General features: G+C 61.4%; 16 protein-coding genes. 9 read left to right on the top strand and 7 right to left on the bottom strand.

Annotated elements, in window-relative coordinates:
* Positions 1-3: 3 nt before the first annotated feature.
* The 6 genes from ubiE to serA form a co-directional block, all read right to left on the bottom strand.
* Complete coding sequence (ubiE, locus tag ACPWMG_RS07225; protein ID WP_483303974.1) at positions 4-735, bottom strand: bifunctional demethylmenaquinone methyltransferase/2-methoxy-6-polyprenyl-1,4-benzoquinol methylase UbiE; 732 nt, start codon at positions 733-735, stop codon at positions 4-6.
* A gap of 158 nt (positions 736-893) precedes the next feature.
* Positions 894-1307, bottom strand: a complete 414-nt coding sequence (locus ACPWMG_RS07220; protein ID WP_483303973.1) for a gamma-butyrobetaine hydroxylase family protein — start codon at positions 1305-1307, stop codon at positions 894-896.
* Positions 1307-5215, bottom strand: coding sequence for a DUF3683 domain-containing protein (locus ACPWMG_RS07215; protein ID WP_483303972.1), 3909 nt, complete (start codon positions 5213-5215; stop codon positions 1307-1309). Before ACPWMG_RS07215 ends, ACPWMG_RS07220 begins: the two co-directional genes overlap by 1 nt.
* A gap of 161 nt (positions 5216-5376) precedes the next feature.
* Positions 5377-5691: a helix-turn-helix domain-containing protein gene (locus tag ACPWMG_RS07210; RefSeq protein WP_483303971.1), complete on the bottom strand. Its 315-nt coding sequence runs from the start codon at positions 5689-5691 to the stop codon at positions 5377-5379.
* Positions 5675-5986, bottom strand: a complete 312-nt coding sequence (locus tag ACPWMG_RS07205) for a transcriptional regulator (protein ID WP_483303970.1) — start codon at positions 5984-5986, stop codon at positions 5675-5677. The genes ACPWMG_RS07210 and ACPWMG_RS07205 overlap by 17 nt, the downstream gene beginning before the upstream one ends.
* Positions 5987-6096: 110 nt before the next feature.
* Positions 6097-7326 carry a phosphoglycerate dehydrogenase gene (gene serA, locus ACPWMG_RS07200; protein ID WP_483303969.1) on the bottom strand — a complete coding sequence of 410 codons (1230 nt, stop codon included), beginning with the start codon at positions 7324-7326 and terminating at the stop codon, positions 6097-6099.
* A gap of 365 nt (positions 7327-7691) precedes the next feature.
* On the opposite strand from serA, the gene ugpB reads away from it, so the two are divergent.
* The 8 genes from ugpB to ACPWMG_RS07160 all read left to right on the top strand — a co-directional run bounded on the left by ugpB (position 7692) and on the right by ACPWMG_RS07160 (position 13815).
* Complete coding sequence (gene ugpB / locus ACPWMG_RS07195; RefSeq protein WP_483303968.1) at positions 7692-8999, top strand: sn-glycerol-3-phosphate ABC transporter substrate-binding protein UgpB; 1308 nt, start codon at positions 7692-7694, stop codon at positions 8997-8999.
* Between the two features lie 149 nt (positions 9000-9148).
* Positions 9149-10030: a sn-glycerol-3-phosphate ABC transporter permease UgpA gene (gene ugpA, locus ACPWMG_RS07190; RefSeq protein WP_483303967.1), complete on the top strand. Its 882-nt coding sequence runs from the start codon at positions 9149-9151 to the stop codon at positions 10028-10030.
* Positions 10030-10881, top strand: coding sequence for a sn-glycerol-3-phosphate ABC transporter permease UgpE (gene ugpE / locus ACPWMG_RS07185; RefSeq protein WP_483303966.1), 852 nt, complete (start codon positions 10030-10032; stop codon positions 10879-10881). The genes ugpA and ugpE overlap by 1 nt, the downstream gene beginning before the upstream one ends.
* A 106-nt stretch (positions 10882-10987) precedes the next feature.
* Positions 10988-11992 carry a sn-glycerol-3-phosphate import ATP-binding protein UgpC gene (locus tag ACPWMG_RS07180; RefSeq protein WP_483303965.1) on the top strand — a complete coding sequence of 335 codons (1005 nt, stop codon included), beginning with the start codon at positions 10988-10990 and terminating at the stop codon, positions 11990-11992.
* Positions 11993-11996: 4 nt separating this feature from the next.
* Complete coding sequence (locus tag ACPWMG_RS07175; RefSeq protein WP_483303964.1) at positions 11997-12353, top strand: bleomycin resistance protein; 357 nt, start codon at positions 11997-11999, stop codon at positions 12351-12353.
* A complete protein-coding gene (gene ugpQ, locus ACPWMG_RS07170) occupies positions 12350-13126 on the top strand; it encodes a glycerophosphodiester phosphodiesterase (protein ID WP_483303963.1) in 777 nt (258 codons plus the stop codon). Before ACPWMG_RS07175 ends, ugpQ begins: the two co-directional genes overlap by 4 nt.
* 48 nt (positions 13127-13174) lie before the next feature.
* Positions 13175-13495 carry an antibiotic biosynthesis monooxygenase family protein gene (locus tag ACPWMG_RS07165; protein WP_483303962.1) on the top strand — a complete coding sequence of 107 codons (321 nt, stop codon included), beginning with the start codon at positions 13175-13177 and terminating at the stop codon, positions 13493-13495.
* A 50-nt stretch (positions 13496-13545) separates the two neighbouring features.
* Complete coding sequence (locus tag ACPWMG_RS07160) at positions 13546-13815, top strand: DUF2277 domain-containing protein (RefSeq protein WP_483303961.1); 270 nt, start codon at positions 13546-13548, stop codon at positions 13813-13815.
* 26 nt (positions 13816-13841) lie between these two features.
* Here ACPWMG_RS07160 and ACPWMG_RS07155 read toward each other — a convergent pair whose 3' ends face one another.
* Positions 13842-14114: a hypothetical protein gene (locus ACPWMG_RS07155; RefSeq protein ID WP_483303960.1), complete on the bottom strand. Its 273-nt coding sequence runs from the start codon at positions 14112-14114 to the stop codon at positions 13842-13844.
* Between the two features lie 84 nt (positions 14115-14198).
* On the opposite strand from ACPWMG_RS07155, the gene hemA reads away from it, so the two are divergent.
* Positions 14199-15509, top strand: a complete 1311-nt coding sequence (gene hemA / locus ACPWMG_RS07150) for a glutamyl-tRNA reductase (protein WP_483303959.1) — start codon at positions 14199-14201, stop codon at positions 15507-15509.
* The last annotated feature ends 90 nt before the right edge of the window (positions 15510-15599 follow it).

Below are 15599 nucleotides of genomic sequence, written 5' to 3'. Positions count from 1 at the left end.
CAACTAACACTTAATACCCACGTGCAGGGCCACCATGCCACCCGTCATGTTGTGGTAGTCCACATGGCCAAAGCCATTGGCCTGCATCAACGCTTTCAATTCCTTTTGGCTCGGGTGCATGCGAATCGACTCGGCCAGGTAGCGGTAACTGGCGTCGTCTCCGGCCAACAGCTTGCCCATTTGCGGCAACACCTTGAACGAATACCAGTCGTACACCTTCTCCAGCGGCTTGGCCACTTTGGAAAATTCGAGCACCAGCAACTTGCCACCCGGCTTCAACACGCGGCACATTTCGGCCAATGCGGCATCTTTGTGCGTCATGTTGCGCAGGCCAAAGGCCACGCTCACCACGTCAAAACTACCCGTTTCAAAGGGCAGCTTTTCCGCATCGCACACCAAGGTAGGCAACACGATGCCGGCGTCCAGCAGGCGGTCGCGCCCGGTGCGCAGCATCGCCTCGTTAATGTCGGTATGCACCACGCGGCCGGTGGTGCCGACCTTCTTGGCAAACGCCATCGCCAGGTCGCCCGTGCCACCGGCAATGTCGAGCACCTGGGAGCCTTCGCGCAGGTTGGCCACCATCACGGTGTAGGCCTTCCAGGCGCGGTGCAGGCCCATCGACATGACGTCGTTCATCAGGTCGTACTTGGGCGCCACCGAATCGAACACGCCGCGTACGTGACGCGCCTTGTCCTGCTCTTCGACTGACTGAAAACCAAAGTGGGTGGATGCCATGATTTGAATGCTAGGTCAGATTGATAAAAACACGCTGCTGCAACCCTGCGATTGGGCAGGCCATTGGCGTGAAAACCTTAAAACAAGATAAGCCCGAGAGGCTCATTTATCAAGCGCAGAGCGCTATTTATTTGTGAGCAAAAGATAAAAACAGACACTCAGTGAGAACTGCAACCATGGCCACCCTTCGGAGCCATCGGCGCATCACGTTCTACACCTGCTGCAGCCAGCTTTGCGGCGTAGTCGGCCCAGAGCTTTTCTTCCTGGCTGCCCAAGAAATACAGGTAGTCCCACGTGAAGATGCCGGTGTTATGGCCGTCTGAAAATTCTGGCTGCACGGCGTAGTTTCCCACGGGCTCCAGCCCCGCCAACTCCACCTCACGCATGCCGGTCTGCAGCTTCTCTTGGCCCGGGCCGTGGCCCTGCACTTCGGCCGAGGGCGAATACACGCGCATCAGCTCGAACGGAATGCGGAACACCGCGCCATCCGAGAACCCCACCTCCAGCACCCGCGACTGCTGGTGCACGGTGATGGCGGTGGGCGTCGGTGCGCCAGCGGTCAGCCCGGCCATTACACGAGCACCCGCTCAATGCCGCCGTTGTTGGCAGCGGCCACGTAGTCTTCAAGCCACGATTCGCCGAGGATTTTGTTCGCCATTTCAACCACGATGTAGTCGGCTTCGAGCAAACCGTTTTGCAGGTCGTTGCCGTAGCGGCTCAGGCCTTGCAGGCAGCTCGGGCAACTGGTGAGGATCTTCACGTTGTCTTGCGGCGCCACGGCACCGCTGTCACGCAGCTTGGCTTCGCCCTTGCGCAGCTCTTCTTCCTTGCGGAAACGGATTTGCGTGGAGATGTCGGGCCGGGTCACACCCAGCGTGCCGCTCTCGCCGCAGCAACGCTCGCTCTTGAGCACGTTGTCGCCCATCAGCGCCTTCACCGTTTTCATCGGCTCTTGCAGCTTCATCGGCGTGTGGCAAGGGTCGTGGTACAGGTAGCCGCCGCCAGCGGTGTCCAGGGTGATGCCCTTTTCCAGCAGGTATTCATGGATGTCGATGATGCGGCAGCCAGGGAAGATCTTGTCGAACTGGTAGCCCTGCAGTTGGTCGTAACACGTGCCACAGCTCACCACCACGGTTTTGATGTCGAGGTAGTTCAGCGTGTTGGCCACGCGGTGGAACAACACACGGTTGTCGGTGATGATCTTGTCGGCCTTGTCGAACTGGCCGCTGCCCTTTTGCGGGTAGCCGCAGCACAGATAGCCCGGCGGCAACACGGTTTGCACACCGGCTTGCCACAGCATGGCCTGCGTGGCCAAACCCACCTGGCTGAACAGGCGCTCGGAGCCGCAGCCGGGGAAGTAGAACACCGCTTCCGTCTCGGCCGTGGTGGCCTTGGGGTTGCGGATGATTGGCACGTAGTCGCTGTCTTCAATGTCCAACAAGGCGCGCGCGGTGCGCTTGGGCAGGCCGCCCGGCATCTTCTTGTTGATGAAGTGGATCACCTGCTCTTTGATGGGCGCTGTGCCCACCGTGGCGCGTGGGGCGCTGGTTTGTTTGCGTGCGGCCACGCGCAACACGTCGTTGGCCAGGCGCTGCGCCTTGAAGCCCACGTTGACCATGGCCGAACGCGCCAGCTTGATGGTTTCGGGGTTGGTGGCGTTCAGGAAGAACATGGCCGCCGCGTTGCCGGGGCGGAAGCTCTTCTTGCCCATCTTGCGCAGCAGGTTGCGCATGTTCATGGTCACGTCGCCAAAGTCGATCTTCACCGGGCAAGGCGACAGGCACTTGTGGCACACCGTGCAGTGGTCGGCCACGTCTTCAAACTGTTCCCAGTGCTTGATGCTGACGCCACGGCGCGTTTGCTCTTCGTACAGAAACGCTTCAACCAGCAGCGAGGTTGCCAAAATCTTGTTGCGCGGGCTGTACAGCAGGTTGGCGCGCGGCACGTGGGTGGCACACACCGGTTTGCATTTGCCGCAGCGCAGGCAGTCTTTCATGCTGGCGGCAATGTCGCCAATGTCGCTCTGCTGCATGATCAGCGACTCGTGGCCCATCAAGCCAAAGCTTGGCGTGTAGGCGTTGGTCAAGTCGGCGTGCATTTCAAGCATCGAATCTGGCTTTGATGCAGTACCGACGGGCGTAGCCAGCTCTGGTTTACGTAGCAGCTTGCCCTTGTTGAAGCGACCTTCGGGGTCGACACGTTGCTTGTATTCGGCAAACGGACGCAGTTCGTCGTCGCTCAAGAATTCGAGCTTGGTGATGCCGATGCCGTGCTCGCCAGAGATCACGCCGTCCAGGCTGCGCGCCAGCACCATGATGCGTTTCACGGCTTCATGCGCCGTCTGCAGCATTTCGTAGTTGTCGCTGTTCACCGGCAGGTTGGTGTGCACGTTGCCGTCGCCGGCGTGCATGTGCAGCGCCACCCAAACGCGGCCCTTGAGCACGCTTTTGTGGATGTTGTTGCACTCGTCCAGAATCGGCTGGAAAGCCGCGCCCGAGAAGATCTTTTGCAGGCCCGGGCGGATTTGCGCCTTCCAGCTCGCGCGCAGCGTGTGGTCTTGCAACTGCGGGAACAGCGTGTCGACCTGGTCGAGCCAGCCCTGCCAGAGTTGGCGCACGTCGGCCACCAGCGCCATGGCTTGGGCCACGCGGTCTTCCAGCAGCTCGGCAGTGGGGATTTCATGCGCATCGTCTTGTTTGCCCAGGGGCAGTTGGCCCTTGGCAAAGAAGTTGGTCAACGCGTCGCAGAAGTCGAGCTTGTTGCGCAGGCTCAGCTCGATGTTGATGCGTTCGATGCCGTCGGTGTATTCGGCCATGCGCGGCAGCGGGATCACCACGTCTTCGTTGATTTTGAAGGCGTTGGTGTGGCGGCTGATGGCGGCCGTGCGTTTGCGGTCGAGCCAGAACTTCTTGCGCGCCTCGGGGCTGATGGCGATGAAGCCTTCGCCGCTGCGCGAGTTGGCGATGCGCACCACCTCTGAGGTGACGCGCGCCACGTCGTCGGCGTTGTCGCCGGCAATGTCGCCAAACAGCACCATCTTTGGCAGGCCACCGTTTTTCTTCGACTTGGTGGTGTAGCCCACGGCCTTCAGATAACGGTCGTCCAAATGCTCTAGGCCGGCCAACAGCACGCCCGAGCGTTTTTGCTCGGCGAACATGAAGTCCTTGATTTCCACAATGCTCGGCACCGCGTCTTTGGCGTTGCCAAAGAACTCCAGGCACACGGTACGTGTGTGTTGCGGCATGCGGTGCACGATCCAGCGGCCGCTGGTGATCAAGCCGTCGCAACCTTCTTTCTGGATGCCCGGCAGGCCGGCCAGGAACTTGTCGGTCACGTCCTTGCCCAGGCCTTCTTTGCGGAAGGTGCTGCCGGGAATGTCGAGCCGCTCTTTGCGCAGCGGCGTTTTGCCGTCGGCCGCAAAGTACTGCAGCTCGAAGCTGGCCACTTCCACGTCGTGGATCTTGCCCAGGTTATGGTTGATGCGGGTGACTTCCAGCCATTCGGCCTGCGGCGTCACCATGCGCCAGGAGGCCAGGTTGTCCAGTGCCGTGCCCCACAGCACGGCCTTCTTGCCGCCCGCGTTCATGGCGATGTTGCCGCCCACACAAGAGGCTTCGGCAGAGGTTGGATCGACTGCAAACACATGGCCGCCGCGCTCGGCCGCATCGGCCACGCGCTGGGTGACCACACCGGCTTCCGTCCAGATGGTGGCCACGGGCTGATCCACGCCGGGCAGCGTCAGCATCTCGACCTCGGTCATCGCCTCGAGCTTTTCGGTGTTGATGACGGCCGACTTCCACGTCAGCGGAATCGCGCCGCCGGTGTAGCCGGTGCCGCCGCCACGCGGCACGATGGTCAGGCCCAGGTCGATACAGCCCTTCACCAGCCCGGCCATCTCGGCCTCGGTGTCGGGCGTGAGCACCACAAACGGGTATTCGACGCGCCAGTCGGTGGCGTCGGTCACGTGCGACACACGACTCAAACCGTCGAACTTGATGTTGTCCTTGGCCGTCAACTTGCCCAACTGGCGGCGTGCGGCGCGGCGCAGATCGGCCACTTCGACAAACGCGGCATTGAAGGTTTGCACGGCTTGGCGGGCGCTGGCCAGCAGCTCGCCCACCAGGGCGTCGCGTGCAGCATCGGCACCTGGCGTGCGGCGTTTTTCCACTTCGGTCAGGCGGTGCTGCAGGGCATCGACCAACTGCTTGCGGCGCTTGGGCGTGTCGAGCAGGTCGTCTTGCAGGTAGGGGTTGCGCTGCACGACCCAGATGTCGCCCAGCACTTCGTACAGCATGCGGGCTGAACGGCCGGTACGGCGCTCTTCGCGTAGCGAGTTCAGCAGATCCCAGGCCTTGTGGCCGAGCAGACGGATGACGATTTCACGGTCGGAAAACGAGGTGTAGTTATACGGAATTTCGCGCAAGCGAACCGACTCGGGTGCCTGTGACAACAGCGTGGACAGGGCGGTAGGTGCATTCATGTGGGGTAACCTGGGTGGGGCAGACGGGCCCTGGGCCTTGGAGGGCCGATTTTAGGCCAGCGGCGCCTGGGGCGCCCTGCTCTGGCGCCATATCCGTATACGCAATTAAAAACGGCCACTTGCGTGGCCGTTGAGTCAAGCTTTCTAGAGAGGCGTATCGCTTACTTTTGCGCCACCGCCAGCAGCGCCTTCGGGTTGGAGCTGGCAATGGCAAGCAGCGTACGTGCTGCCCCACTGGGTTGCTTGCGCCCCTGCTCCCACCCCTGCAAGGTGCGCACAGAGACGCCTAACAGCGCGGCAAATTGCGATTGCGACAAACCAGTATTGTTGCGCGCCTCAATGACAGGCGACGACACCACGTGGACTTGCCCGGCCTTCATTTCGCGCACGGACTGCAGCAACTCGGCCGCGAGATCGCGCTTGGCCTCATAGGCTGCGAGTTCAGCGTCGGTCAAGGGTTTACTCTTCGAGGGCACGGCGAATCTCCTTCAATTTGGGGCCGGTGAGGTTGTCGGTTTTCGACTTGGCGTATAGCGTCAGCAAGACCACCTCGCCAAGAGCTGTGCGAGTGAAATAGATCACCCGCACACCGCTCGACTTACCGGAACCTGCGCGGCCCCAGCGTACTTTACGAATGCCGCCGGACTCAGGCACCACATCTCCGGCAGCGGGGTGCTCGGCAATATAGGCCGCGAAAACGCCACGTTCTTCTTCCGTCCAATACAACGGCCATTGGCGCTGGAAAAGAAGCGTTTCGACGACGGTGAGCATGGTGCAACTATACGCCCTAGGCGCACAATCGTCCACTACAACAAATTGCTCCAGAAGCGAGAACGGCCACTTACGTGGCCGTTGGCAAGACGTCCGAAGACGTGGCTTGTTTAGAACAAAACGCGGGCGCGCAGCGTGCCCGGCACCTGGGCGAGCTTCTCCAAAGCCAGGTCGCTGGAGGCAGCGTCGATGTCGATCACCACGTAGCCAATAGCCTCGTTGGTCTGCAAGAACTGGCCGGCGATGTTGATCTTGTTATCCGAGAACACCTGGTTCACGGCCGACAACACCCCCGGCACGTTGCGGTGCACGTGCAGCAGGCGGTGTTTGCCGGGGTGCGCTGGCAAAGCCACTTCAGGGAAGTTGACCGACGAGGTGGAGGTGCCGTTGTCGCTGTATTTGACGAGCTTTTCCGCCACTTCCAGGCCGATGTTGGCTTGCGCTTCCATGGTGGAGCCGCCCACGTGCGGCGTGAGGATAACGTTGTCCAGCCCGCGCAGGGGCGACAAAAACTCGTCTTTGTTGCTGCGCGGCTCTTCGGGGAACACGTCGACCGCGGCGCCCAGCAGCTTCTTGTCGCGCAGGGCTTGGGCCAGGGGCTCGATCTCGACCACGGTACCGCGCGAGGCATTGATGAACACCGCGCCGGGCTTGAGTGCGGCGATTTCCTTGGCGCCAATCATCCATTGCGTGGCCGGCGTCTCAGGCACGTGCAGGCTCACCACGTCGCTTTGCGCCAGCAGGTCGTGCAGCTTGCCGACTTGGCGTGCGTTGCCCAAAGGCAGCTTGGTGACCACATCAAAGAAGATCACGTGCATGCCCAGCGCCTCGGCCAGCACCGAGAGCTGCGTGCCGATGGAGCCATAACCGACGATTCCCAGCGTCTTGCCGCGAATCTCATACGAGTTTTCAGCCGACTTGAGCCAGCCGCCACGGTGCGCCACGGCGCTTTTCTCGGGCACGCCGCGCAGCAGCAAGATGGCTTCGGCCAGCACCAGCTCGGCCACCGAGCGGGTGTTGGAGAACGGTGCGTTGAACACGGCGATGCCGCGTTCGCGCGCGGCTTCCAGGTCGACTTGGTTGGTGCCAATGCAGAAGCAGCCGGCCGCCACCAGCTTGGGCGCGGCGGCAAACACTTCGGCCGTCAACTGGGTGCGCGAGCGGATGCCGATGAAATGCACATCGGCAATCTTTTCCTTCAGCTTGTCGTCGGGCAGCGCGCCGGGCAGGGTTTCAATTTGAGAGTAGCCCGCGGATTTCAGCACCTCTACAGCGGAGGGGTGCACCCCCTCCAGCAGAAGAAATTTGATCTTGCTTTTGTCCAGGGAAGTCTTGCTCATGCGTTGCCCAACTAAAGGAGTTTGTGAACCGTTGCCAGGGGAGATTCGTCTGAATCCGGCCCCTCAAAATCGGCGCGATCCTAGCATGCTGCACCGCACCATTTCGGTGCCAAGGGTACACACCAACACAGCTGTCATGGCTATATCCCGCACAAGAAGCAACCACCTATGCGACACCTTGGTGCAGATTTGTTGTTACAAGACACTACACTTGCGCCCCTCAGCAGGTCTTGCAGCGCGCAAGCAACAGCCGCCAACCGAACGGGTTAACCCGGCCTCAGGCGCGGCGATCGGTAGCTGACAATTCACAACTTTGTCACACCACAGACATAAGATTTTCCGTTTCTCTGACCAGGAGTAGATAGATGAAGATTAGAAATTTGGCCATTGCTGCATTCGCAGCCCTCGGCGCCATGGCATCGGCGCAAGCCCAAACGGAAATCCAATGGTGGCACTCGATGGACGGTGCATTAGAGACCTGGGTCAACGATCTGGCCAAGGACTTCAACAGCAAGCAAAGCGAGTACAAAGTGGTGCCCGTCTACAAGGGCCAGTACCCTGAAGCGTTGACCGCCGCCATCGCCGCCTTCCGTGCGGGCCAGGCGCCCCACATCCTGCAAGGCCAGGAAGTGGCCACCGCCACGTTGATGGCTTCCAAGGGCGCCATCAAGCCCGTGCAGGCACTGATGAAGGAATACGGTGCGAACTTCAACCCCGGCAGCTACATCCCTGCCGTGGCGGGTTACTACACTGCCCCCAACGGGCAGATGATGTCTTTCCCGTTCAACAGCTCCACGACGGTGTTCTATTACAACAAGGACGCCTTCAAAAAGGCCGGCCTGGACGCTGAGAAGCCGCCCAAAACCTGGCCTGAAGTCGAAGCCGCTGCGCAGAAGCTCAAGGCCTCCGGCGTGCAGTGCCCACTCTCCACCACCTGGATGACCTGGGTGCAACTGGAGAGCTTCGCCACCTGGCACAACACCTTGTTCGCCACCGAAAACAACGGTTTCGGCGGCACCGCCGCGCGCCTGCAGTCCAACTCCCCGTTGTTCGTGCGCCACTTCGAAAATCTTGAGAAGTGGAACAAGGAAGGCCTGTTCAAGTACAAGGGCCGCTCCAGCGTGGGCCTGGCTTCGTTCACCTCGGGTGAATGCAGCATGATCATGGGTTCGAGCGGCAGCTACGCCGGCGTCAAGCGCGACAGCAAGTTCGCCTGGGGCATCTCTGAACTGCCGTACTACGCCGACGTGAAGGGCGCACCGCAGAACACCGTGATCGGCGGCGCCAGCCTCTGGGTCATGGCTGGCAAGAAGCCTGAAGAATACAAAGGCGTGACCAAGTTCTTCGAGTACCTGTCCGACGCACGTGTGCAGTCCGAAAGCCACAAGCGCACCGGCTACCTGCCCATCACGATGGACGCCTACCGCCTGACCGAAGCTTCTGGCTTCTACAAGGAAAATCCAGGAACCGACGTGGCGGTGAACCAGATGATCCGCAAGGTGACCGACCGTTCGCGCGGCATCCGCTTGGGCAACTACGCGCAGATCCGCAACATCTTCGACGAAGAAACCGAAAACATCTGGGCCGGCAAGAAGAGCGCCAAGCAAGCACTGGACGACGCCACCCGCCGTGGCAACGAAGAACTGGCACGGTTCCAGTCCAGTAACAAGTAAGCCTCGCGCGCCCCTCTGTTACGAGAGGGGCCGCTCACCCAGCGGCTGGGCATAACCGGCCGACTGGGCGCCTTTGTGGACCACTTGCGCCACAATCCTACGAACCTTTTCCCCTTGCCTTCCGGGCAGCTTTTGCACCACCCAGCTTTATGGAAAAACGCGTCGTCTTCAAATCAAGCTGGCTGCCTTGGCTACTGCTGACACCCCAGATGCTCATCATCGGGGTGTTCTTTTTCTGGCCTGCTGCGCAGGCCTTGATCCAATCCGTGCAGACCGAAGACCCGTTTGGGTTGAGCACCGAGTTCGTCGGTCTGGCTAACTTCCAGCGGCTGTGGGATGACGCAGGCTATCTGGAGTCGTTTCGCACCACTGCCATCTTTTCTGTCCTGGTGGCTGCGCTCGGCATCAGCATCGCACTGGTATTGGCCGTGTTTGCCGATCGCATCGTGCGCGGCTCGACCTTCTACCGCACGCTCATGATCCTGCCCTACGCTGTGGCACCAGTGGTGGCAGGTGTCTTGTGGGCCTTCATGTTTTCACCCAGCATCGGTGTCATCACTTGGCTGCTGGAGAAAATCAACATCCACTGGGACTACCTGGTCAACTCCAGCCAAGCGATGGGTCTGATCGTGATGGCCGCCACGTGGAAACAGATTTCCTACAACTTTCTATTCTTTCTGGCCGGGCTGCAGTCCATCCCCAAGTCACTGATCGAAGCTGCGGCCATTGACGGTGCGCGCCCCTGGCGCCGGTTCTGGACTATTCAGTTCCCCCTGCTGTCGCCCACAACCTTCTTCCTGCTGGTGATCAACGTGGTGTACGCGTTCTTTGACACCTTCGCCATCGTGGACGCAACCACCCACGGAGGCCCTGGCCAAAGCACCAACATCCTCGTCTACAAGGTCTACCTCGACGGTTTCAAAAACCTCGACCTGGGTGGTTCGGCAGCGCAATCGGTGATCTTGATGGCCCTGGTGATCGTGCTCACGGTGGTGCAGTTCCGCTACGTTGAGAAAAAGGTGAATTACTGATGGTTGAACGTCGCGCAACACTGGGCATCCTGGCCCACGTCGTCATGATCCTGGGGGCCCTGCTGGTGGCATTCCCGATCTATCTGGCCTTCGTGGCCTCTACGCACCTGCCACAGGACATCATCCAATCGCCGGCGCCCATGTGGCCGGGTTCCAACATGTGGGAGACGTACCGCACCGCGCTGTTCGGCGGCGGCACCGGCGTGGAGCGCCCGCCCGTGGCCCGCATGATGATGGTGAGCTTCATTACCGCCATGGTCATCGCGGTGGGCAAAATTGCAATCTCGCTGCTGTCCGCGTTTGCGGTGGTGTACTTCCGCTTCCCGTTCCGGCAACTCTGCTTCTGGGCCATCTTCGTCACGCTGATGCTGCCGGTGGAAGTGCGCATCTTGCCGACCTACAAGGTCGTGGCGGATCTCGGCATGCTCAACAGCTATGCGGGCCTGACCGTGCCGCTGATCGCCTCGGCCACCGCCACCTTCTTGTTCCGCCAGTTCTTCTTGACCGTGCCCGATGAACTGACCGAAGCTGCACGCATGGACGGCGCCAGCCCCATGCGCTTCTTCAAGGACATTCTGCTGCCCCTCTCGACCACTAGCATGGCCGCGCTGTTCGTCATCCAGTTCATCTACGGTTGGAACCAATATCTGTGGCCTCTGCTGGTCACCACGAAACAGGACATGTACCCCGTGGTGCTGGGCATTCGCACCATGATGGGCAGCAGCGGCGAAAGCACGGTGGAGTGGAACCTGGTGATGGCTACCGCCATCATGGCCATGGTGCCGCCCGCCCTCGTCGTGATGCTGATGCAGAAATGGTTCGTCAAGGGCCTGGTCGACACTGAGAAATAAGCACTCCCCCTTGCTGGGGGCAACACCAGCGGCCTGGCAAAGCCAGTTCCGCGGTGTTTTTGGAAAAAATCAACGCCTCGCGACTGAGGCATTTATCGAGAAAAGCATGGCTTCCATTTCCCTGAAAAACGTCATCAAGCGCTACGGCAAGGATCCGCGTGCCGTCCAGGTTATCCACGGGGTCAATGCCGAAATCAAGGACGGTGAATTCGTCGTCATCGTCGGCCCTTCGGGCTGCGGAAAATCCACCCTGCTGCGCATGGTGGCCGGGCTGGAAGAAATCAGCGGCGGCGAAATCGCCATCGGCAACAAGGTCGTCAACGACATCGAGCCGGCCGAGCGCGACATCGCCATGGTGTTCCAGAACTACGCGCTCTATCCTCACATGAGCGTGTACGACAACATGGCCTACGGCCTGCGCATCAAGAACGTCCCCACCGACCAGATCCGCGCCAACGTGGACAAAGCCGCCAAGATCCTTGAGCTGGGCCACCTGCTGGAGCGCAAGCCACGCGAACTCTCCGGCGGCCAGCGCCAGCGCGTCGCCATGGGCCGCGCCATCGTGCGCCAGCCCTCGGTGTTTTTGTTCGACGAGCCGCTGTCCAACCTCGACGCCAAGCTGCGCGCGCAAACCCGCCTGGAAATCCAAAAGCTGCACCGCGAACTCGGCATCACCAGCCTGTTCGTCACCCACGATCAAGTGGAAGCCATGACCCTGGCGCAGCGCATGATGGTGATGAACGGCGGCAACATGGAACAGTTCGGCACGCCCGAGCAGGTCTACCACACGCCGGCCTCCACCTTCGTCGCCAGCTTCATCGGCTCGCCGCCGATGAACCTGCTGAAAAATGCGCCTGGCGGCAAGGCCGGTGCCATCACGGGCATTCGCCCAGAGCACCTCGACGTGTCGAATGAAGGCTGGGAAATCCAGGTGGAAACCGTAGAACTGCTGGGCGCCGAACGCCTGATCTACGGTCGCCTGGCAGGCGAACAGCTCATCGTGCGCGTAGAAGAAGGCCGCCATTCGCCAGCGCCAGACGAAAAGATCTTCGTCAAGCCGCGCGCCGATCGCCTGCACTGGTTCAACGCCGAAACCGGCAAGCGCATTTAAGTTCGTGGCCGGTTTGCTGCATGCCACGGTGCCGGTCTTGGCATCGTTGAACCTGGCCGAGTCTGAAGCCTTCTACGGGCAGAAGCTCGGCTTTTCCGCGCTGCTGCGCGCGCCCGATTACCTGATCATGGCGCGCGACGGCTGCGAGCTGCACTTCTGGCTCGGCAACGACCGCCACGTCGCCGAAAACACCTCGTGCTACGTGCGCGGCGACACCCGCGCGCTGCACGCCGACTTTGCCGCGCGCGGCCTGGAACTCAAGCCCCCCGTGGAGCGCGAGTGGGGCATGCGCGAGCTGTACGTGATCGACCCGCACGGCAATCTGCTGAAGTTTGGCGAATCCTTTGGAGAATCGACATGACCCAAGCCACCTCACCCGCCTCGACATTGCCCCACTGGCCCTACCCGCGCTGGGTGGCCCACCGTGGTGCCGGCAAGCTCGCGCCTGAAAACACCATGGCCGCGTTCCGCCTCGGCGCCGCACACGGCTACACCATGTTCGAGTGCGACGCCAAGCTCAGCTTTGATGGCGTGCCCTTCTTGCTGCACGACGCCACGCTGCAACGCACCACCAACGGCAAAGGCACGGCCAGCGAGCGCGACTTCGGCCAACTGGCCCAGCTCGACGCTGGCGGCTGGCATTCACGCGCCTATGCGGGCGAAGCCGTGCCATCGCTTGAACAACTGGCGCGTTACTGCATCGCCAACGGCTACTTTTTGAACATCGAGATCAAGCCCACGCCGGGCCAGGAAGAGGAAACCGGCCGTGTGGTCGGCGCGCTGTCCGCACGCTGGTGGAAAGACGAAGCGGTACCGCCGTTCTTCTCGTCGTTCAAAACCGAGTCCCTGGAAGGCGCACGCGCCACCGCGCCGCACATTCCGCGTGGCCTGCTGCTCGACACGCTGACCGATGGCTGGCTGGACACCGCTCGCCAATTGGAATGCGCCGCCGTGGTGTGCAACCACGCGCTGTGGAACGCCGAGAACGTTGCCCAAGTGCACGCCGCCGGCATGCGCGCGCTGAGCTACACCGTGAACGACGCCTGGGCCGCGCAGCGCCTGATCGACCTGGGCACCGACGCCATCATCACCGACCGCGTCGACCGGTTTTCACCGGAACTCTGGCGCGGCTGAGTCTGCTGAGCCGCTAAAGTTGAGCTTTTAGTCACTCACGTCTCAGCCATGATCGCCAAGACCCCAGCCGCCCCCTACTACGCCGTCATCTTCACTTCGCTGCGCACCGACGGCGACAACGGTTACGGCAACATGGCCGACGCCATGGTCGCCTCGGCCAGCCAGCAGCCGGGCTTTCTGGGGGTGGAATCGGCCCGCGAAGACGTGGGCATCACCGTGTCGTATTGGGCCAGCCTAGAGGCCATCTCGGCCTGGAAGAAAGACGGCGCCCACCTGGTAGCGCAAAAGCTGGGGCGCGAGCAATGGTACACCGCCTACAAGACGCGCATCTGCAAAGTGGAGCGCGACTACGATTTCGGGGCGGTGTAAATTTCGGGTGATACGCCCGATACGCCATCACCTCGACGAGGAGCATCGCCATGTGCAGAAACATCCGCACCCTCTTCAACTTCGAACCGCCGGCCACCGAACTGGAGATACGCGACGCGTCTTTGCAGTTCGTGCGCAAGCTCAGTGGTTTCAACGTGCCGTCTCAGGCCAACGAAGCCGCGTTTGAGCAAGCGGTGGAGCAAGTGGCCGCGACCGCACGTGCATTGATCGCTTCGCTGGTGACTTCGGCCCCGCCCAAGAACCGTGACGAAGAGGCCGCCAAGGCCAAAGCCCGGTCTATCGCCCGTTTTGATGGGTAGACAAATTGACTCAGGTCAAGTTTGCATCAACGCCCGCGCAACATCCAAGCCTGGCTGGTGGCGCACACCAACACCAGCGCGGCATAGGTGGCAATCTTGCCGTCACGGCCAAAAAGCCACAGGCCGGCCACCAACACTACGGCACAAACTGCAAAGTTAATAGCAGCCTGTGCAAGCAGGCCGGGCGCTGCGGCGCCCCTCTTCATTAACACCGCAGAACCCAACACCGTCAGCACCGCCACGCCCAACGCAGGCACAAAGAAGTTCAGCAGGTGGTAGAGCACGTCGAGAAAGCCCATGATAGTTTTGACCTATGTTGCAATTTGTAGGGTCGCATAAGGAAACACGCGACGCGAGGGCTCGGCAAATTTTATAATCCGAAGATGGCTGTCTGGGCACTTGGCATCAATCACAACACCGCTCCGCTGGATTTGCGTGGTCGGTTTGCGTTTGCGCTCGACCAAATTGCCCCCACGCTCAACGGTTTGCGCTCGGCGCTGCACGAAAGCACACGCTCGAACAATGCTCGAGCTAGTAGCCAAACAACCCAAGCCCGTGGCCCCGAAGCCGCCATCATCTCCACCTGCAACCGCACTGAAGTCTATTGCGCCGGTGATGAGCACGCGCTGGACCACACCGTGCATTGGCTCGCCAGCGCCGGCGGTGTGTCGCCACAGCTGCTGCGCTCACACGCCTACACGCTGCAAGACGGCTTGGCCGCACGCCATGCGTTCCGCGTCGCCAGCGGGCTGGATTCGATGGTGTTGGGCGAACCGCAAATTCTCGGGCAGATGAAAGATGCCATCCGCGTGGCCGACCAGGCGGGCGCCTTGGGCACCACGCTGAACCAGTTGTTCCAACGCTCGTTTGCCGTGGCGAAAGAAGTGCGCAGCTCCACCGAGATTGGCGCGCACTCGATCAGCATGGCCGCAGCCGCCGTGCGCTTGGCCGGGCAACTGTTTGAAGACCTGAGCGAAGTCAAAATTTTGTTTGTGGGTGCGGGCGAGATGATCGAACTCGCCGCCACCCATTTTGCGGCGAAGAACCCCAAAGGCATCAGCGTGGCCAACCGCACCATGGCGCGCGGTGAAAGCCTGGCGACGCGCTTTGGCGGCGAGGTGATGCGCCTGGCCGACCTGCCCGCGCGCCTGCACGAGTTTGATGCCGTGGTGAGCTGCACCGCCAGCACGCTGCCCATCATCGGCCTGGGTGCCGTAGAGCGCGCCCTGAAGCTGCGCCGCCACCGCCCCATGTTCATGGTCGACTTGGCCGTGCCGCGCGACATCGAACCCGAAGTGCGCGCGCTGGAAGACGTCTACCTCTACACCGTGGATGATTTGGCTACCGTTGTGCAAACCGGCCACGCCAACCGCCAGGCCGCCGTGGCGCAGGCCGAAGCCATCATCGACGCAGGTGTGCAAAGCTTCATGCACTGGATGGATCAGCGTGGCGCCGTGCCACTCATTCAGCAGCTCAACGCGCAAGCCGACAGCTGGCGTGCCGCAGAGTTGGTGCGCGCCCGCAAGCTGCTGGCGCGTGGCGAAGACGTGGATGCGGTGCTCGAAGCCCTGTCGCGCGGCCTCACGCAAAAAATGCTACACGGCGCCATGGCCGAGCTGCAGGCCGGCGACGCCACCGCACGTGAACACACGGCACAAGCCATTCAAAAGCTGTTCCTGCGCAAAGAGCGTTAGCGAAGTTATTCGACGCTAGGGCGGCATACAACGTGTGCTGACAGCCCCCATGCCATCGACATCTGCATCGCGCCCGGTTTGGCCGCTATG

The sequence above is a fragment of the Hydrophilobacter chitinilyticus genome, assembly GCF_049860745.1.
GTDB lineage: Bacteria > Pseudomonadota > Gammaproteobacteria > Burkholderiales > Burkholderiaceae_C > Rhodoferax_B.
This window is presented reverse-complemented; position numbering and strand designations above follow the sequence as displayed.